At 42.9% G+C, this 20877-nt stretch carries 14 protein-coding genes; 13 read left to right on the top strand and 1 reads right to left on the bottom strand.

All coding sequences use genetic code 11. From position 1 onward, the window contains the following. The first annotated feature begins 9 nt into the window (after nt 1-9). Nucleotides 10-2787, top strand: coding sequence for a translation initiation factor IF-2 (infB, locus tag CRO16_RS02490; RefSeq protein ID WP_097054759.1), 2778 nt, complete (start codon nt 10-12; stop codon nt 2785-2787). A gap of 64 nt (nt 2788-2851) precedes the next feature. Here infB and CRO16_RS02485 read toward each other — a convergent pair whose 3' ends face one another. Continuing rightward, nucleotides 2852-3238, bottom strand: coding sequence for an SPOR domain-containing protein (locus CRO16_RS02485; RefSeq protein WP_097054758.1), 387 nt, complete (start codon nt 3236-3238; stop codon nt 2852-2854). A 215-nt stretch (nt 3239-3453) separates the two neighbouring features. Here CRO16_RS02485 and CRO16_RS02480 point away from each other — a divergent pair, with 215 nt between their 5' ends. From CRO16_RS02480 to CRO16_RS02425, 12 genes are all read left to right on the top strand, one after another. After that, nucleotides 3454-4824 carry a c-type cytochrome gene (locus tag CRO16_RS02480; RefSeq protein ID WP_097054757.1) on the top strand — a complete coding sequence of 457 codons (1371 nt, stop codon included), beginning with the start codon at nt 3454-3456 and terminating at the stop codon, nt 4822-4824. 26 nt (nt 4825-4850) lie between these two features. After that, the gene (locus tag CRO16_RS02475) at nt 4851-7958 is read left to right on the top strand and encodes a TAT-variant-translocated molybdopterin oxidoreductase (protein ID WP_097054756.1); all 3108 of its coding nucleotides are present in this window, start codon (nt 4851-4853) and stop codon (nt 7956-7958) included. 32 nt (nt 7959-7990) lie between these two features. Continuing rightward, the gene (gene nrfD, locus CRO16_RS02470) at nt 7991-9778 is read left to right on the top strand and encodes an NrfD/PsrC family molybdoenzyme membrane anchor subunit (protein WP_097054755.1); all 1788 of its coding nucleotides are present in this window, start codon (nt 7991-7993) and stop codon (nt 9776-9778) included. Between the two features lie 2 nt (nt 9779-9780). Next, the gene (locus CRO16_RS02465; RefSeq protein WP_097054754.1) at nt 9781-10308 is read left to right on the top strand and encodes a DUF3341 domain-containing protein; all 528 of its coding nucleotides are present in this window, start codon (nt 9781-9783) and stop codon (nt 10306-10308) included. Nucleotides 10309-10312: 4 nt separating this feature from the next. Continuing rightward, on the top strand, nt 10313-10993 hold the full coding sequence (locus tag CRO16_RS02460) for a c-type cytochrome (RefSeq protein ID WP_097054753.1): 681 nt from the start codon (nt 10313-10315) through the stop codon (nt 10991-10993). 23 nt (nt 10994-11016) lie between these two features. Further along, nucleotides 11017-12408 carry a quinol:cytochrome C oxidoreductase gene (locus CRO16_RS02455; RefSeq protein WP_097054752.1) on the top strand — a complete coding sequence of 464 codons (1392 nt, stop codon included), beginning with the start codon at nt 11017-11019 and terminating at the stop codon, nt 12406-12408. A 26-nt stretch (nt 12409-12434) separates the two neighbouring features. After that, complete coding sequence (locus CRO16_RS02450; protein ID WP_097054751.1) at nt 12435-13538, top strand: cytochrome c oxidase subunit II; 1104 nt, start codon at nt 12435-12437, stop codon at nt 13536-13538. 21 nt (nt 13539-13559) lie between these two features. Beyond that, on the top strand, nt 13560-15377 hold the full coding sequence (locus CRO16_RS02445; protein ID WP_097054750.1) for a cytochrome c oxidase subunit I: 1818 nt from the start codon (nt 13560-13562) through the stop codon (nt 15375-15377). 84 nt (nt 15378-15461) lie between these two features. Then, on the top strand, nt 15462-16484 hold the full coding sequence (ruvB, locus tag CRO16_RS02440) for a Holliday junction branch migration DNA helicase RuvB (RefSeq protein WP_097054749.1): 1023 nt from the start codon (nt 15462-15464) through the stop codon (nt 16482-16484). A gap of 52 nt (nt 16485-16536) precedes the next feature. After that, nucleotides 16537-17871 (top strand): cytochrome P450, encoded by a 1335-nt coding sequence (locus CRO16_RS02435; RefSeq protein ID WP_097054748.1) that lies wholly within the window; start codon nt 16537-16539, stop codon nt 17869-17871. 55 nt (nt 17872-17926) lie between these two features. Then, nucleotides 17927-18853, top strand: coding sequence for a tRNA epoxyqueuosine(34) reductase QueG (gene queG / locus CRO16_RS02430; RefSeq protein WP_097054747.1), 927 nt, complete (start codon nt 17927-17929; stop codon nt 18851-18853). A gap of 49 nt (nt 18854-18902) precedes the next feature. Continuing rightward, nucleotides 18903-20831 (top strand): trehalase family glycosidase, encoded by a 1929-nt coding sequence (locus tag CRO16_RS02425; RefSeq protein WP_097054746.1) that lies wholly within the window; start codon nt 18903-18905, stop codon nt 20829-20831. The last annotated feature ends 46 nt before the right edge of the window (nt 20832-20877 follow it).

The following is a 20877-nucleotide window of genomic DNA, read 5'->3' as shown; positions in this document are numbered from 1 at the left end:
GGGCAATTTATGGCTGAAGCAAAAACAATGCGATTAAATAAGGTACTACGCGAATTTAATATTTCGCTTGATCGTGCTGTGGAATTTCTTAGTTCCCATGGTCACGAGATAGAAGCGCGTCCTACCACAAAGATATCGGGAGAGATTTATCAGGTGCTTTCTGATGAATTTCAAACCGATAAAAGTAAAAAGGTCGAAGCTAAGGAAGTAGGCGAAGAGAAGCGTAAAGAAAAGGAAAGCCTGCGTCTTGAGAGAGAGAAGGAGCTGGAAGATAAGCGTCGACAGGATGAAAAGCAGGAGGTGATAAGAGCTAAATCTAACCTGGAAGGCCCAAAACAGGTAGGAAAGATAGATCTTGATAAGCCAAAGCCTGCAGCACAAAAAACTGAAACTCCTCCGGCAGCAGAGACTAAAAAGCCTGAACAGCCACAGGCCGAAGTTCAAAAGCCGGAAGTTGCTGAAACTCCGGAGCCTAAAAAAGAAGAAGCTCCTAAAGCGCCCGAAAAGGAAACTCCTAAGCCTGTTGAAGCAAAAACAGAAAAACCTGAAGCTGTCCAGCCTAAGGAAGAGAAGCCCCAGGAAGCTACAGAAGCAGAAACTAAGCCTGAAGCTCCTAAAGAAGAAGAGTCTTCTACAGTAACTACAAAGTACCAGAAACTTAGCGGACCGAATTTCACAGGGGAGAAAATTGACCTTTCCCAGTTTAAGAAGCCGGTTAAGAAGCAGACCGAAAAAGATAAAAAAGCTGAAGAGGATAAGGATAAGCGCAAGAAACGCCGCCGTCGTATTAGCAAAGATGTGAAAGGTGCACCCGGACAAGGTGGTGCCGGAGCAAAAAATAATAAAGCAGGAGGAAAACGCACCCGTCCGGTAACCAAGGAGGAGCCTAGCGAAGAAGAAGTACAAAAGCAGGTACGTGAAACCCTTGAAAAATTACAGGGTAAATCCGGAAAAGGTCGTGGTGCCAAGTATCGTAGAAATAAGAGAGATTCTCACCGTCAAAGAACTGAGGATGCTCAGCTTGAAGATGAGAACAAGGTATTAAAGGTTACTGAATTCGTTACGGTAAGTGAAGTAGCTACCATGATGGATGTGCCGGTAACCCAGATCATCTCTGCCTGTATGTCTCTCGGAATGATGGTAACCATGAACCAGCGTCTCGATGCTGAAACATTGTCTATCGTAGCAGAAGAATTTGATTACGAAGTTGAGTTTGTTACTGCCGATCTTGATGAGCCTAAAGAAGTTGCTCCTGAAAATCCGGAAGATCTTAAACCAAGAGCTCCAATTGTGACCGTAATGGGTCATGTTGACCACGGTAAGACATCTTTGCTGGATTACATTCGTAAAGAAAATGTAATTGCAGGTGAGAGTGGAGGAATTACCCAGCACATTGGTGCCTATGGGGTGAAACTGGATAACGGTCAAAAAATAACATTTTTGGATACTCCGGGTCACGAAGCCTTTACCGCGATGCGGGCAAGGGGTGCGCAGGTTACCGACCTTGCCATTATTGTGATCGCAGCAGATGATGACGTGATGCCGCAAACAAAAGAGGCTATTTCTCACGCTCAGGCGGCGGGAGTGCCTATTGTTTTCGCTATCAACAAATCTGATCTTCCAACAGCGAATCCGGAAAAGATCAAAGAAAAACTCGCAGGTATGAACCTGTTGGTAGAAGATTGGGGTGGAAAGATCCAATCCCAGGATATCTCCGCCAAAACAGGAATGGGTGTAAAAGAGCTGCTTGAAAAAGTGCTTTTAGAAGCCGAAATCCTTGAACTGCAGGCTAATCCTGATAAACTTGCGACAGGAACTGTTGTTGAGGCATATCTGGATAAAGGTAGAGGTTATGTATCCACTATTCTGGTGCAGTCGGGAACTTTGAAAATAGGAGATTACGTTCTTGCCGGAAGAAATAGTGGTAAAGTTAAAGCCATGCAGGATGAACGTGGAAAAGATGTAAAAGAAGCAGGGCCTTCCACACCTGTGTCTATTCTTGGACTCGATGGCGCCCCTCAGGCGGGTGATAAGTTCAAGGTGATGACAGATGAGCGGGAGGCAAGAGATATTGCAGCAAAACGTACGCAGTTACAACGTGAGCAGTCTGTAAGGACTCAGCGTCACATCACTCTTGATGAAATTGGTCGTCGTATCGCTCTCGGTGAATTTAAAGAACTTAATATTATCCTTAAAGGTGATGTGGATGGTTCTGTGGAAGCGCTTACAGATTCCTTCCAGAAGTTATCTACTGAAGAAATTCAGGTGAATATCATTCATAAAGGAGTAGGTGCAATTACAGAAAGTGATGTGTTGCTTGCTTCGGCCTCAGATGCGATTATTATTGGATTTAACGTGAGACCTGCCGGAAATGCGCGAATGGTAGCAGAGAAGGAAGAGATAGATATCAGAACTTATTCGATCATCTACGATGCGATCAACGACCTTAAAGATGCGATGGAAGGAATGCTTTCTCCTGAAATGAAGGAAGAGATCACCGGAAATGCAGAGATCAGGGAGATCTTTAAAGTGTCCAAGATTGGAACCATTGCAGGGTGTATGGTAACAGACGGTAAGATCTACAGAAATTCTCAGATCAGGTTGATTAGAGATGGAGTAGTAGTTTACACTGGAGTGCTGGCATCGCTGAAGCGATTTAAAGACGATGTAAAAGAAGTTTCTAAAGGATATGACTGTGGATTGCAGATCAAGAATTACAATGACATTAATGTGGGTGACGTTGTAGAAGCATTCCAGGAAGTAGCCGTGAAGAAAAAACTTAAATAGGAATTATTTTCCACTAAAAAAGGGATGCAGCCGCATCCCTTTTTTTATTCCTGTTTTTTTTCTTCTATCTTTTTTCCGGCTTAAATCTGAAGGCGGAAGGAAATGTTTTTTTAATTTCTAGCAAAGCTCTGTCAGCTTCCAGGCTGTTCCTGAAATTTCCAACCCAAACTTTATAGTTGGGGGTTTCAAAAACAATTGTTGAAGGCCAATCGGGATACTGGGAGCGATAGTCTTTTATAACTTTACTGGCCTGATTATTATCCCCGGAAAACAACTGTATTCGATAGCGGTCTCCAATAATGCCATCCTTAACCATCTCTGTTTTCTTCTCTAGCAGCTCGGGAATAGCCTCATCCTGAATGATTGAAACCTGACCTTGCTGTGCTGTGCTGGATGTTACTGCTCCAATCACAAGGGCAGAAGCCAGAATTAAACTCTTTTTTTTGAACATTTCTTCTTAATTTTCTGAATTACAAAATTATAACTTTATCCCTTATTTCAGGCTTCAGCAGTTATTTAGAACAGTTATAAATTATTTCCCTGCCGTCTTAAATCGAACTTAAGTATTACTTTTGTCCGTAAATTTTTGGGTACTAAAACATGACATTTGTCACATTTTATTTGCTCTAAAAATCGTACCAAAAAGACGTTAATTCAACTTATAATATGAAAAAGGTGAAATACCGCCATTCAGCCGCCCGACTTGTTCTTTTAAGTGTATCCTTTATTTTCTCCATTAATGCTCATGTTATTGCGCAGGACTCACCACTTTCTGAGAATGAGGCCGATGTCCAGGAGACTGTTCAGGGACCAGAAGAATCTAATGTTGAGGCTGAAGCATCAGGTGGAGATGCTGCTGCAGGGAAGGAGCTTTTTAATACCCTTTGTGCTGCCTGTCACAAATTAGATGGAAATTCTATTGGACCTGCTTTAAGAGGGGTTGGAGAAAGAAGAGATTCTGAATGGTTGCACGAGTGGATCAAGAATTCCCAGGCGCTTATTGCTTCCGGTGATGAGCAGGCTGTAGCGATCTTCAATGAGTATAACCAGGTGGCGATGCCTCCTTTTCCTCAATTGAGCGATACAGATATTGATAACATTTTAGCTTATACTAACGCTCCCAAGGCTGTGCCTCAGGAAAAGCAGGTTGTAGGTGGTGATGCTGCGGCAACCGGTGGAGGTGGAAGCGGAGTTTCTACAGATGTTATCCTTGGTATTTTGGCGCTGGTGTTATTGATGCTGCTAGTGATCCTTTTCCTTGTAAACAAAACCTTAAGAAGATTTGCTGCGGCTAGCGGTGTAGAGCTTCCAGTGAGGGAAAAAAGAGCAGGGAAACCGATTTGGAAATCATTCGTGGAGAATCAATTTTTGGTAATCCTTACTTCAGTGATATTGGTTTTAGTGGGGTCTTATTTTGCCTATGGATACCTTATGCAGGTGGGTGTTGATCAGGGATATCAGCCAATTCAACCTATCCACTTCTCTCACAGGATACATGCGGGAGATAACCAGATAGAGTGTAAATTCTGTCACTCTTCTTCCAGAGTTTCTAAAACATCAGGAATTCCTTCTCTTAATGTTTGTATGAACTGTCACAAGTCAATTAGTGAAGTTGCAGAAAGTACTGCAACAGAAGAATATTCTAAAGAATTCTACGACGGCGAGATCGCAAAACTTTATGATGCTGTGGGTTGGGATGTCCAGAATCAGGCTTATACCGGAGAGACAGAGCCGGTGAAATGGGTGCGTATCCATAATCTGCCGGACTTTGCTTACTTCAACCACTCACAACACGTAGAGGTTGGAGGGATAGCTTGTCAAACCTGTCACGGTCCTGTTCAGGAAATGGAGATCATGTATCAAAATGCCCCGCTTACTATGGGATGGTGTATCAATTGTCACCGTGAGACCAACGTAAGGACCGCAGGAAATGAATACTATGAAAAGGTTCATGAAGAGCTTACAAAAAAATACGGCGTTGAAGAATTAACAGTTGCCGAAATGGGTGGAATTGAGTGTATGAAATGCCACTATTAATTAATTAAAGAAGTAATAACTAATATATGTCATCAAACAAGAAATACTGGAAAAGTGTTGAAGAGCTAAAACCAAACAGCTCAATTGTTGAGACACACAGTCATAAAGAATTTGTAGAGGAGATCCCTACAGATGAGTTCCTTGGCGACAAAGCTTCTCTTGAAGCTTCAACGACTTCCAGAAGGGACTTTTTAAAGTACGTAGGCTTTAGTACTGCAGCTGCTTCGTTGGCTGCCTGTGAAGGTCCGGTGATGAAATCTATCCCTTACGTGGTGCAGCCCGAGAGGATCGTTCCGGGTGTGGCTAATTACTACGCCACAACTATGGCCGATGGGTTTGATTTTTCAAGTGTACTGGTAAAGACACGTGAAGGTCGTCCTATTAAGATCGAACATAATACAATGGGAACTACCGGAGCAAATGCCAGGGTGCATGCATCGGTACTTTCTTTATATGACAATAAAAGACTTCAAAGGCCATTGGCAAATGGAGAAGTTGTTTCATGGGAACAATTTGATAGGGAAATAAAAGAAAAACTGAACGCTGTTGACGGGCAGATAGTGCTTTTAACCCAAACCTTTGCAAGTCCTTCTACTTCAAAAATTATCAATGAATTTTCTCAGCGCTATGGAAATGTGCGTCATGTAGTTTATGATACTGTTTCTGAAGATGCTGCTTTGGAAGCTTTCCAGGCACGTTACGGAAAAAGAGCACTTCCCAGCTATGATTTTTCAAAGGCCGAAACCATTGTTTCAATCGGAGCCGATTTCCTTGGAGATTGGGCCGGGGGAGGTTATGACGCGGCTTATGCAAAAGGACGTATTCCACAGGAAGGTAAAATGTCCCGTCATATTCAATTTGAATCAAGATTTACATTATCCGGCGCAAACGCAGATAAGAGGATTCCTCTTACGCTTTCTCAACAAAAAGCGGCACTTGCGGCTCTTCATGGATATGTAACCGGCGGTTCATCTTCAAACAATCTACCCGAAAATATTAGTCAGGCTCTGCAGAGTGCTGCAAAACAATTGCGTAGTTCCGGAAGCGGGGCAGTAGTTGTTTCCGGGATTCCTGATGTTGATGCACAATCTCTCGTGCTGTCTATTAATGAAGCTCTCGGTAGCCAGGTTATGGACACGGCAAATCCAAGAATGCTGAGACAGGGGAATGTGGCCCAGGTGAAGCAATTGGTAGCCGATATGAACGCCGGCCAGGTTGGAGCTCTTCTTATTGCGGGAGTTAATCCAGCTTATAGTTTGCCTTTTGCTAATGAATTTGTAGAAGGTCTTAAAAATGTGGATCTAAAGGTGGCTTTCTCCATGAAAAAGGATGAAACCGCGATGCTTAGTGATTATGTTGCTGCCACGCCTCATTATCTTGAGAGCTGGGGTGATGTTCAGTTCACTGCAAACAAGTTTGGTCTTATGCAGCCAACCATCAGGCCTTTATTCGATACAAGTCAATTTCAGGACGTTCTTTTAAGATGGTCCGATAATAATACATCATATTCAGATTACCTGAAGCAACTTTGGGAAGGTTCCATGGGTTCAACTCCATGGACAGATGCCCTGCATGACGGTGTATTTGAAGGAACTGCGCCCGGAGGAAACTCGGCAGTAACAGAAACTGCCGCCGCAGGAGCTGCAGGTGAAGGAGCAGTTGGAGCAGGTTCTTTTGATGACAGTTCGGCTGTAAGAAATTTATCTTCTGCCGCTGCGGGAGAAGGATTGGAGCTGGAGCTATATACTTCTGTAGCAATGGGAAGCGGAAACATGGCTAATAATCCATGGTTACAGGAATTACCGGATCCTATCACAAGAGCATCATGGGATAACTATCTTATGGTCTCCAGGATTGATGCTGAAGAGATGGGCCTTGAAAACGAGCATGTATCCAACGGAGCTCTCAACGGAAGCTACGTAAATCTAAAAGTAGGAGATACTGTGCTGGAAAGGGTGCCTGTGTTTATACAGCCGGGACAGGCAAGAGGAGTTGTATCCCTTGCATTAGGTTACGGTAAGAAAGAGGGAGTTCAGCGTGAAATGCAGGTAGGGGTTAATGCTTATCCGCTTTACAAGGATTTTAGCTCCTTTCAAAATGTTACTATAGAAAAAGCAGGAGGGATGCATGAATTTGCATGTCTTCAGCTTCATACTACCTTAATGGGTAGGGAAGATATCGTTAAAGAAACCACCCTTGAGATTTTCAATACTAAGGATGTCCATGTGTGGAATCACATGCCGCAGGTTTCTCTAAACCATGTTGAGACTCCGGTAACTTCACCGGATGTGGATCTTTGGGACGGTTTTGACAGATCTGTTGGGCATCATTTTAAGATGTCTATTGATCTTAATGCCTGTACAGGATGTGGAGCTTGTGTGATTGCGTGTCATGCAGAGAACAATGTTCCTGTAGTTGGTAAGGAAGAGGTGAGAAAGTACCGTGATATGCACTGGTTGCGTATTGACCGTTACTACTCTTCCGAAGATACCTTCCATGAGGATATCGAGAAGAAAGATAATATGAGTGGCCTTGGAGATTCTCTTGGTCAGTTTAAAGAACTTGAGGTAGCTTCAGATAATCCACAGGTGGTATTCCAGCCAATGCTTTGTCAGCATTGTAATCATGCGCCATGTGAAACTGTATGTCCGGTTGCTGCTACAATGCACGGTCGTCAGGGACAAAACCAAATGGTTTATAACAGATGTGTGGGAACAAGATATTGTGCGAACAACTGTCCTTATAAGGTAAGAAGGTTCAACTGGTTCTTATATGCGAAGAATGAGGAGTTCGATTACCACATGAACAATGACCTTGGTCGTATGGTATTGAATCCCGATGTTACTGTGCGTTCAAGAGGAGTTATGGAAAAATGTTCTTTCTGTATTCAACGTACTCAGAAGACCATTCTTGACGCAAAACGTGAAGGAAGGGCTATCGAAGATGGCGAATTCCAGACTGCATGTTCTGCAGCTTGTGATAAAGGAGCTATTGTATTTGGAGATGTCAATGATGAGAACAGTCGTATCGCTGCTTTAAGTGAAGATGACAGAATGTATCATGCTCTTGAATACGTGGGAACCAAACCTAATGTGATGTACCAAACGAAAGTTCGTAACACCACAGAAGCCTAAAAAAATAAATAGAATTAATTTACAATAAGCATATGTCTCATTACGAAGCACCCATTCGAAAGCCTTTAGTACTTGGCGATAAGACCTATCATGATGTTACGATAGATGTGGCCGCCCCTGTTGAAGGACGGGCAAATAAATCATGGTGGATTGTATTCTCTATTGCGCTTGTAGCTTTCCTTTGGGGATTGGGTTGTATTATCTATACCGTTTCCACAGGAATTGGAACCTGGGGACTTAACAGAACTGTAGGTTGGGCCTGGGATATCACCAACTTTGTTTGGTGGGTAGGTATTGGTCACGCCGGAACACTTATTTCGGCAGTACTTTTGCTTTTCCGCCAAAAATGGAGAATGGCGATTAACCGTTCGGCAGAGGCTATGACAATTTTCTCGGTAGTTCAGGCAGGATTGTTCCCAATCATTCACATGGGGCGTCCATGGCTTGCTTACTGGGTACTTCCTATCCCAAACCAGTTTGGTTCCCTTTGGGTGAACTTCAACTCTCCGCTGCTTTGGGACGTTTTTGCGATCTCTACCTATCTCTCTGTTTCATTGGTGTTCTGGTGGACAGGATTGCTTCCCGATTTTGCAATGATTCGTGATCGTGCAATAAAACCATTCCAAAAACACATTTATGGAATCCTGAGTTTTGGTTGGAGTGGACGTGCTAAAGACTGGCAACGTTTTGAAGAGGTGTCACTTGTTTTGGCAGGTTTGGCTACTCCTCTTGTACTTTCTGTACACACTATTGTATCCTTTGACTTTGCTACCTCGGTTATTCCCGGATGGCACACCACCATTTTCCCTCCATACTTCGTTGCAGGGGCGATTTTCTCAGGATTTGCTATGGTGAACACGCTGCTCATCATCATGAGAAAAGTGTCAAATCTCGAAGACTATATTACCATACAACACATCGAATTGATGAACATCGTAATTATGATTACAGGTTCTATCGTTGGTGTGGCTTATATTACAGAGTTATTTATGGCCTGGTACTCAGGAGTTGAGTACGAACAATATGCTTTCCTTAACAGGGCTACCGGTCCTTATGCCTGGGCTTACTGGGCGATGATGACCTGTAACGTATTCTCTCCGCAGTTCATGTGGTTCAAGAGACTTCGTACAAGTATTATGTTCTCATTCTTTATCTCTATTGTAGTGAACATTGGAATGTGGTTCGAGCGTTTCGTGATTATCGTTACCTCTTTGCATAGGGATTATCTTCCCTCTTCATGGACAATGTTCTCTCCTACTTTTGTTGATATCGGGATCTTTATTGGAACCATTGGATTCTTCTTTGTGTTATTCCTTCTTTATGCAAGAACCTTCCCTGTGATCGCACAGGCAGAGGTGAAGACAATTCTTAAGGCTTCAGGAGACAGGTATAAGAAATTACGTGAAGAGCACGGAGATCATGCAGATCATACCAATACCATTGTTAGAGAACCTGTTTCTAATGTTGAAGAAGGATGGATCAAAAGGGACGAATATGAAACCCGCAGGGAGCATGAACCTACAACTCATACCGAAAGCCTTACAGATTCAGAGATCGATAAAGACAAAATTGATGAAATGCTTCACCGCATAGGGGTGTACGATCCGGGAGCTAACCATGCCGATGATCTGCAGAAGCTCAACGGAGTGGGTCCTGTAATGGAACAAAAACTACATCAGGTGGGTATTTATACCTATGCACAGGTGAGCAATCTTACGTTTGAAGACTATGAACTGCTTGACAGGGTCATTGATAATTTCCCAACGAAAGAGAATCGTGGAGATTGGAACCAACAGGCAAACCAACTTAAAAAGAAATAATAATGGCATCTAAAGTTATACACGCTCTTTATACAGATGATGACTTGCTTTTACAGGCGGTGAGGCAAGTAAGAGAGGCTCGCTACAGCATTAGGGAGATTTACACACCTTTCCCTGTGCACGGTTTGGATAAAGCGATGGGTTTAGCGCCTACAAGGCTCGCTATCACCTCATTTATCTATGGGATCATTGGTTTGATCGTAGCAACTGCCATGATGAATTTCATTATGATCCAGGACTGGCCAATGGATATTGGAGGAAAACCTAGTTTTAGCTTTATTCAGAATATGCCTGCATTTGTACCTATTATGTTCGAGCTTACAGTATTTTTTGCAGCTCACCTTATGGTTTTTACTTTCTTTATGAGAAGTAAATTATGGCCTTTTAAAAAAGCGGAAAATCCTGACGTAAGAACTACAGATGACCACTTTCTTATGGAAGTGACTTTAGGGAATCATGATGCAAAGGAATTGACGGACTTTTTGTTCAACACCGGAGCTTCTGAAATTAAATTAATAGATAACAAATAAACCAATGGAAAGTTTATTTAAGAAATCCATATTCTTCATACTGGCATTGAGTGCTGTTTCCTGTGTGGAAAACTCAAAGCCTAACTACCAGTACATGCCTAATATGTATGAAACTGTGAGTTATGAACCTTATGGAGCATACGATGTGTTTGTAAACCAACAGGAAGCTAAATTACCTGTAGAGGGAACTGTTTCCAGAGGTTGGAAACCATATGATTACGAGAATAGTGCTGAAGGTTATGCTGCGGCTAAAGCCGAAAATCAGAATCCTCTGCCATATACCGAAGATAACTTAGCTACAGGAAAGGCTCTTTATACCATTTATTGTGCGGTTTGCCACGGTGATAAAGGTGACGGAAAGGGAATTTTAGTGCAAAGAGAAAAGATCCTGGGTATTCCGAGCTATGATGATGCCGGAAGGGCGATTACCGAAGGAAGTGTTTATCATGTACAATATTATGGTCTTAACGCCATGGGTTCATATGCCTCACAAACTTCCATTGAAGAACGTTGGATGATCACCCATTATGTGATGTCTTTAAAGGACCAGTTGGAAGGAAATCCTGCGCGTGAATTCGAAATGGAGAATGCAGAAAACCTGATGCCTCCGGTAAATGCCGAACAACCTATGGAAGTGAAGCAAGATGAATCGGAAGCAGAACCAATCGACGAAACCCAAGAATAACAGCACATTAGATATTATACAGTATGTACACGCTATCCAGTAAATTAAAATTATTTTCTATCATTCTAATGGTAGTAGGTCTTTTGGGCTTGATCTACGGATTCATTGCAGCGCCGGCTACTATTGACGAGGTAAGGGAAATGGTCGCACATGATGATCATGGTGAAGTTGTTGAAATGCCGCTTACCGGTCAAACCGAAGATGAAATAGAAGACGATGCTCAGGGTTTTGATTTTGTCCCATCAGAACATCAGGTAGAAACTGAACGTACCGATGAAGAAAAACATGCTATGGCCGAGGATGCTGAGCTTGTACACCTTGAACATTTACTGCACCAATTGCAGAATAAGCCATGGGCTGCTTTATATGTTTCGGCTTTCTTTTTCTTTATGATCGCCCTTGGAGTTCTTGCTTTTTATGCGGTTCAATATGCTGCGCAAGCCGGATGGTCTCCTGTACTTTTCAGAGTAATGGAGGGAATTACCTCTTACCTGTTGCCTGGAAGTATCATTATGTTCATCCTTTTAGCCCTTTCAGGTTTCCATATCAACCACCTTTTCGTGTGGATGGATCCCGATGTAGTAGCTCATGACGAGATCATTCAGAATAAAAGCGGATTCTTAAATGTGCCATTCTTCCTTATCAGGGCAGCGATATATATTGCCGGGTGGAATATCTTCAGGTATTTCATGAGAAGAAATTCTCTAAAACAGGATGATGCAACAGACAACTTCTGGTATAAAAAGAATTTCAAACTTGCAGCCGGATTTTTAGTATTCTTTATCGTAACCGAATCCATGATGTCCTGGGATTGGATCATGAGTTTAGATCCACACTGGTTTAGTACCCTTTTTGGCTGGTATGTTTTCTCCAGTATGTTTGTTTCAGGTATTACTGTGATCGCTCTTGTGACCATCTATCTTAAATCAAGAGGATTTTTACCCCTGGTTAATGACAGTCACATTCATGACCTTGCAAAGTTCATGTTCGGGATCAGTATTTTCTGGACTTATCTGTGGTTCTCACAGTTCATGCTTATCTGGTATTCAAATATTCCTGAAGAGGTAACTTATTTTGTTGCGAGAATTGAAGATTATGGTCTTGTTTTCTTCGGAATGGTAGCTCTAAACTTTATCTTCCCGCTATTGTTATTAATGAACAGCGACTTCAAACGTGTAAATTGGTTTGTGGTTATGACAGGGATTATTATTCTTGTTGGACATTACCTTGACGTATTTGTAATGGTAATGCCTGCAACGGTTGGGGAATCATGGTTTATAGGAGTGCCTGAATTAAGTGCGCTGGCTTTCTTTGCAGGATTGTTTATTTTTGTAGTATTCAGTTCTCTTACTAAAGCTCCGTTGATGGCGAAAAGAAATCCATTCATGAAGGAGAGTGAGCATTATCATTATTAAAAGATTGTTTAAAGAGAAATTATAAAATGACGGCATTTTTAGTAATTGTAGTAGTAGCATTATTTGCGATAACTTTCTGGCAACTCACGAAGATCTACCAGTTGTCCAGAAATACCAATACCCTGGACTCCTCACAAATCGCCAGTGATAAGGATAACAGGATACAGGGAAACCTGCTATTGGCTTTTGGAATTGCATTTTATATATTCATGTTGTACAACTTCTGGACGTTTGGAGACCGGGCTCTGCCTGCTGCTTCGTCAGAACATGGGGTGCAATATGACAACCTGTTATTGATCACCATGGCAGTGATCATGTTTGTGCAGGTGATCACCCAGGGATTACTTCACTATTTCGCTTTTAAATACAAGGGTAAAAAAGGGAATAAAGCCTTATTTTTTGCTGATAATGACAAACTGGAATTTGTCTGGACCATTATCCCGGTGATCGTTCTTGCAGGACTGATCATTTACGGACTTTTCACCTGGACAGATATCATGGACATCAATGAAGAAGATGATCCGATTGTAATCGAACTTTATGCCAAGCAATTCAGCTGGCAGGCGAGATATGCCGGAAAGGACAATGTCCTTGGAAAAGCTAATGTGAGGTTCATTGAAGGAGCTAATACCATGGGTGTTGATGAAAGTGATCCTTATGCCATGGATGATGTGATTACTGCCGAGATCCACCTTCCCGTAAACAGGCCGGTGCTATTTAAAATGAGATCTCAGGATGTACTTCATTCCGCATATTTCCCTCATTTTAGAGCCCAAATGAACGTGGTACCCGGTATGATCACTCAGTTCTCTTTTACTCCTACCATTACTACAGATGAGATTAATGATACCGAATACATGAGAGATAAGGTGGCAAGGATCAATGAGATAAGGAAAAGTGGGAATGAGGCCCGTATGGCAGCCGGAGAAGAACCTCTTGGTAACTATGAGCAATTCGAATACTACCTGTTATGTAACAAGATTTGCGGGGTTGCACATTACAATATGCAAATGAAAGTAGTTGTGGAATCCGAAGAAGATTTTAATGCCTGGATAGCAGAGCAAAAGGAGTACAGCCAAACTATGGAAACGGCTGCACCTGCAACAGAAGTAGCACAGGTAGAAAATTAATAAGTTTAAGATTAAAGAAATATGTCAGCAGTAGGACACGTACCAGTTAATGAACACGCTCATGATGATCACCACCATGAGGGTAACTTCTTTACGAAATACATATTCAGTATGGACCATAAGGTTATTGCAAAGCAATACCTTTTTACGGCACTTATTATGGGGATCATCGGGATTGCAATGTCCGTGTTCTTCCGTATGCAGATCGCCTGGCCTGCAGAATCTTTTAAGATATTCGAGATCTTCCTTGGAGATTGGGCTCCGGGAGGGGTAATGAGCCAGGATATTTATTTGGCCCTGGTTACCATGCATGGGACCATAATGGTTTTCTTCGTACTTACTCAGGGCTTGAGTGGTACTTTCAGTAACCTGTTGATCCCGCTTCAAATTGGAGCAAGGGATATGGCATCAGGATTTATGAACATGCTTTCTTATTGGTTGTTCTTCCTATCCTGTGTGATCATGATCGGTTCTTTATTTGTAGAAGCAGGTCCTGCATCTGCGGGATGGACCATATATCCGCCTTTAAGTGCATTGCCACAGGCAATTGGTGGTTCGGGCTTGGGAATGACGCTTTGGCTTGTTTCTATGGCCATCTTTATAGCCTCTTCTTTACTTGGTTCTCTTAACTACATTGTTACAGTTATCAACCTGAGAACAAAAGGGATGTCAATGACCCGCTTGCCATTGACCATATGGGCTCTTTTTGTAACCGCAATTATTGGGGTAGTATCTTTCCCGGTACTTTTATCGGCAGCTTTGATGCTTATTATGGATAGAAGTTTTGGAACTTCTTTCTTCCTTAGTGATATTTTCATTGGTGGAGAAGTATTGCATTATCAGGGTGGTTCTCCAATTTTGTTTGAACATTTATTCTGGTTCCTTGGACACCCCGAAGTTTATATCGTTATCCTTCCGGCCATGGGTATTGCATCAGAAATTCTTGCAACCAACGCCAGGAAACCAATTTTTGGATACCGTGCCATGATTGCATCCATACTGGGAATTGCTTTCCTTTCTACTATTGTTTGGGGTCACCACATGTTCGTATCGGGGATGAACCCGTTCCTTGGTTCTGTGTTTACTTTTACGACTTTATTGATCGCAATTCCTTCCGCAGTGAAAGCCTTTAACTGGATCACGACGATCTGGAAAGGGAATCTGCAGTTAAACCCATCAATGTTGTTTTCCATTGGTTTCGTTTCTACCTTCATCACAGGAGGTTTAACAGGAATTGTACTTGGAGACAGTACACTTGACATAAACGTGCATGATACATACTTCGTTGTGGCTCACTTCCACCTGGTAATGGGTATCTCTGCGCTTTACGGAATGTTCGCCGGGATCTATCACTGGTTCCCCAAGATGTTCGGTCGTATGATGAATAAAAATCTTGGATATGTTCACTTCTGGATCACTATCATTGGGGCCTACGGAGTTTTCTTCCCAATGCACTTTGTGGGAATGGCAGGTCTGCCAAGACGTTATTATGACAACACCGCATTCCCGTATTTTGATGACCTTTTAGAGATCAACGTATTGATCACAGTTTTTGCGATCATTACCGCGCTGGTACAACTGGTATTCCTTTACAACTTTATTCATTCCATAATCGCTGGGAAAAAGGCTACTGCAAACCCATGGAATTCCAATTCTCTGGAATGGACTACTCCGGTTGAGCCTATTCACGGTAACTGGCCTGGAGAGATACCAACTGTTTACCGTTGGCCTTATGACTACAGTAAAACGAATGAACAGGGAGAATACGTAATTGCAGGTCAGGATTTTGCGCCGCAGAATGTACCTCTTCAAAAAGGGGAAGAAGAGCTTAACCATTAAGTTCTGATTACCTCATATCTAAAAGCCTTTTCGCCCCCATGAAAAGGCTTTTTCTTTTATCTTTGTTTCTAAACATTAGTTTGTATGAACGAAAACCTTGATCCCACCGGAGAACATTTTTCTTCGGAAGAGATGGATATCGAGAGAGCTTTACGCCCCCTCGAATTTGATGATTTTGCAGGTCAGGATCAGGTGTTGGATAATTTAAAGGTTTTTGTAAAAGCTGCCAATCAGCGGGGAGAAGCTTTAGATCATACGCTTTTTCATGGGCCTCCCGGGTTAGGGAAAACAACTCTGGCACATATTCTTGCCAACGAACTCGGAGTGGGCATAAAAGTGACCTCAGGTCCTGTGCTCGATAAACCGGGAGATCTTGCCGGTTTGCTTACCAACCTGGACGAACGCGATGTGCTCTTTATTGATGAGATCCACCGGCTTAGCGCTGTGGTGGAGGAGTATCTTTACTCGGCCATGGAAGATTACAAGATCGATATCATGATCGAAACGGGCCCCAATGCCAGATCTGTGCAGATCAACCTGAACCCCTTTACTCTTATTGGTGCCACCACCCGCAGCGGATTACTAACAGCTCCTATGCGCGCCCGCTTCGGTATTTCCAGCCGACTCGAATACTATACCACAGAATTACTTTCAGATATTGTTCAGCGAAGTGCTCAGATCCTAAAAGTGCCCATTACCATGGAAGCTGCTATCGAGATCGCCGGCCGTAGCCGTGGTACACCTCGTATCGCTAATGCCCTTTTAAGAAGGGTGCGGGATTTTGCCCAGATCAAAGGCAACGGGAAGATCGATATTGAGATCGCCAGGTATAGCCTGAAAGCTTTAAATGTTGATGCCCACGGTCTTGATGAAATGGATAACAAGATCCTTACTACTATTATTGATAAGTTCAAAGGTGGGCCGGTAGGGTTAACTACGCTTGCCACGGCGGTGAGCGAAAGTGCCGAAACCATTGAAGAGGTTTATGAACCTTTCCTTATTCAGCAGGGATTCATTCAACGAACTCCCAGGGGGCGCGAAGTTACCGAAGCTGCCTATAAACATCTCGGTCGCGTGAGAGGGGGCATCCAGGGCGGATTGTTTTAGTGAATTTAACCCTACAGCTTCCCGAAAACCTATTAGGTCTTAAAGAAAAAAGATGAAAGGATTAAAAGGAATACCTAAAGTTTCCAGGCTTCAGTTTTATGCTAATGCCCGTAGAATTTTGGTGAATCCTTTGCCATTTCATCACGAGAGGTTCGAAGCATTGGGAGATACTTTTCAACTTGACGTAGGTTGGGGCAGAAGAGTGATCTTTTCACGTAATCCTTTATTCCTCCAATACGCTCTTCAGAAGAATCAAAAGAACTACAGGAAAACAGAGGTGCAAACTGAGGATATTGCAAAGTATTTAGGCGCCGGATTACTTACTGCAGAGGGTGAGCACTGGAAGCGCCAAAGAAAACTTTTACAGCCGGCCTTTCACAAAAAGCAACTCGTAAATCTTCTTTCCAGTATCAAAGCAGCGATAGAAGGGGAATTAGTTAAAATCGAAACCGAAAGATCATTTGATATCTTTCCTGTTTTTAATGATCTGGCCTTTCAAACTGTCGTGAAATCCTTATTCAGCAGCGCTGCTTCTCAAAGTGACATCAACAGGCTTCAATTCATCACAGAGGCTGCCCAAAAAATGGTTGTTCGCGAATTGCGTCAGCCCTATCTTGGTTGGTGGTTTAGCCTCAGCGGGAAAATAGATCAACACTTAAAACTTACAGGTGAGGCACGGGAAATCCTGAATTGCATTGTGGAAGAGCGCAAGAAAAGCGGAGTAAGACATGACGATCTATTGGATATGCTGCTCGATGCCCGATATGAGGATGGAGAGCCAATGACACGGGAGCAACTTCTCGATGAGATCCTTATTCTCTTTACCGCCGGTCATGAAACCAGCTCAAATGCACTTACTTTTACCGCACAATTGTTAGCAAAACATCCGCAGTATCAGGAAAAGATTTTAAGGGAGGTTCAAAAAGCCGAAACTGAAGCCTCGTCTTTGATGGAATTCATTCAAAAGTGCAGCTTTACACAGAACGTAGTTGAAGAATCCATGAGACTTTATCCTCCTGCTTATTTTATTGACAGGATGAATATTGAAGATGATGAGTTTGAAGACATGGAATTCCCAAAAGAAACCACGCTCTTATTTTCTGTCTACGAAATCCATCGCCATAAGAAGTTCTGGAAGGATCCTGAAAAATTTTTTCCCGAACGGTTTTCAGAAGCAGACCCGACAGAATTCTCTTCCCATTATTTTCCTTTTGGGGCAGGTCCCCGAAAGTGCATAGGTAATAATTTTGCCATGTACGAAATGATCATGGCTATAGCTGAACTGGTGAAAAAATTCAGAATAAAAGCTATTAATTCTGAAATTGAGATTAAGCCACTCATCACTTTAAAGCCCAAAAATGCTGTTTTGGAGTTTACTTCAAGGTAGATTTCAATTTTGCGTAAGCTGATCTTAAAAAATTAAATAATCTTAACTTTGTACGGTGGATAAGAAGTGCCAGTACAGTCAACTAATAAAAGCCGAAGCCAACCGCCTCGGCTTTCTTTCATGCGGAATTTCCAAAGCTGAGTTCCTTGAGGAGGAAGCGCCACGTTTGGAGGAATATCTTAAAAAACAAAGGCATGGGAAAATGTCATTTTTGGAGAACTATTTTGACAAGCGTTTAGACCCCACAAAACTGGTGGAAGGTTCGAAAAGTGTTATTTCACTGCTCCTCAATTATTATCCCGAAGAAACTCAACGCGAGGACACCTACAAGATCAGCAAGTATGCTTATGGAACAGACTATCATTTTGTCATAAAGGATAAGCTTAAAAGTTTGCTGGAATTCATTCAGCAGGAAATCGGGGAAGTAGAAGGCCGGGCCTTCGTAGATTCTGCACCGGTCATGGACAAGGCCTGGGCGGCTAAGGCCGGATTGGGCTGGGTGGGTAAGCATACCCTGCTGCTTTCCAAGCAAAAAGGCTCCTTCTTTTTTGTAGCCGAACTCATTGTTGATCTTGAGCTGGAATATGACACACCCGTTACAGACCACTGCGGAAGCTGCACTGCCTGTATTGACGCCTGTCCCACCAACGCCATTGTAGAACCATACAAAGTGGATGGCAGCAAATGCATATCCTACTTTACTATTGAGCTCAAAGATGAACTGCCGCAGGAGATGAAAGGCAAATTTGAAGATTGGGCCTTTGGCTGTGATATTTGCCAGGATGTTTGTCCCTGGAACCGGTTTTCCAAACCTCACAATGAACCGCTTTTTAATCCGCATCCCGAGCTGTTGAGCATGAGCAAAAAAGACTGGGAAGAGATCACTGAAGAGACCTTTAGAAAAGTTTTTAAAAAGTCGGCAGTTAAACGCACCAAATACAGCGGACTCACCCGCAACATCAGCTTTCTGAAGGAGGAGTAGATTCATTTTGTTCAGAGAGTTTTGTAACTTTCTGTCTCATTGAAAAACTATGGCCTCAAAAAAGCTTTTTTCAGCCCTTATTTGTTTTTGTCTTTCTTTCCCGGTTTTAGCACAGGAACTGCAGTTAAATGTAGAGGAAACCATGCCGCGCCTGCTGGTTCAGATAGATACAGACGGGGATAAAAAGATCACCATAGAAGATAAGCCAAAAATGCCTTTTTTGGTCCCTCTTTCAGCAGGGGATTCTGTGGCGATAGAGGAGGTTTACTTTCTCTCAAACCTGCTTCAGGAGTTGGCCATAGCCCGGGCTCAAGAAAAGGACAGCCTGCAGATCTCCCTGGATAGAATTAAAGAAGCTCCTGCCAACCGAATTTCCCGGCGGATTAAAGAACAGTTCTGGGATGATCTCACCCGTAGCATTGATCAGAAGGGGCTCAGGAAGATCCTGAAGGATTCCAAGGCCGAAGATAGTGTACAACGGCTGTACGTGCCGGCTTCAGATACTGTTGGGATCAAGTATTACAGACAGCTTCAGCAGGAATTTGAAAATCTGGAAGTAGTGATCCTTCCGAAGCAGATAAGTCCGCAATACGTGAAATCCATAAATGATCAACCGGGATTACTGGCTCTTAAGATTGAAAATGGTCGCGGAGTCCCTTTCGTAGTTCCCGGGGGTAGATTTAACGAAATGTATGGATGGGACAGCTATTTTGAAGGAGTAGGTTTGCTCCTCGACGGCCGTCTTGATCTTGCGAAAGCGATGGTGGATAATTTTGTGTACCAAATCAATCACTACGGAAAGATCCTCAACGCCAACCGTTCTTACTATCTCACCCGCACCCAACCTCCCTTCATGTCTTCATTTGTTCGCCAGGTTTACGAGGCTATGGATGAACAGGATGAAGCATGGTTAAGGAAGGCTCTGGACGCTGCAATTAAGGAATATGAAGAGGTGTGGATGGTAGAAGGCGAACGCTTGACAAAAACCGGCCTAAACCGGTACCTGGGCCAGGGAACAGGTATTCCGCCGGAGACCGAAAAAGGGCATTTTGAAGAGGTATTAAAGAAATATGCTGCTAAACATGATTTGCCCGTGGCCGAATTTGAAGCCGGCTATAAGTCGGGCGAAATTATAGACAAGGAACTGGATGAATATTTTGTGCATGATCGCAGTGTTAGGGAAAGCGGTCATGATACCTCCTGGCGCCTGGAAAATCGTGCTGCAAATTTAAATACTGTAGATCTCAATTCCCTGCTTTATAAATATGAAAAGGATTTTGAAGCTTTGATTGAGGAGTATTTTGACGGTAGTTACACGACAGCTTCGGGAAAAAAATATACTTCGGAATACTGGCATCAAAAAGCTGAAAAAAGGAAGCAATTGATGGATGAGTATCTATGGAATGAGAAGGCCGGCAGCTTCTTTGACTATGACTTTGTAAAGGAACAACAAACAGGATTTATTTCGGCTACTAATTTGTACCCGTTGTGGGCGGGATTGGCTTCAAAAGCACAGGCTGAACAAATGGTGAAAGAACTAAGAGAGCATTTGATGGCACCGGGAGGTATTCTATCAACAGCAAAAACTTCTGTAGAAAAAACCGCGACCAATAAGGTGCAGCGGCAATGGGATTATCCCAACGGCTGGGCTCCGCACCAGATGTTGCTGTGGCATGGTTTACTCAATTATGGATATGAAACAACCGCATATGAGCTCATCTATCGCTGGCTTTATATGATCACCAAAAATGCGGTGGATTACAACGGCACAATTCCCGAAAAATATGATGTGGTAGACCGCACCCACAAGGTCTACGCTGAATACGGAAACGTAGGTACGGAGTTCGATTATATTACGACCTCAGGCTTTGGGTGGATGAATGCTTCCTATCAGTTAGGCCTGGAATTGCTGCCGCCGGAATACAGAGAGAAGTTGAATGAGCTGGTGCCGCCGGAGAACATAAGCTTCGGGAAGTAAAGCCGCGATTTAACACGGCTCAATAGAGAGCATTAAAAAATGACCC

The organism is Salinimicrobium sediminis (assembly GCF_900215295.1).
Taxonomy (GTDB): Bacteria; Bacteroidota; Bacteroidia; order Flavobacteriales; family Flavobacteriaceae; genus Salinimicrobium; species Salinimicrobium sediminis.
This window is presented reverse-complemented; position numbering and strand designations above follow the sequence as displayed.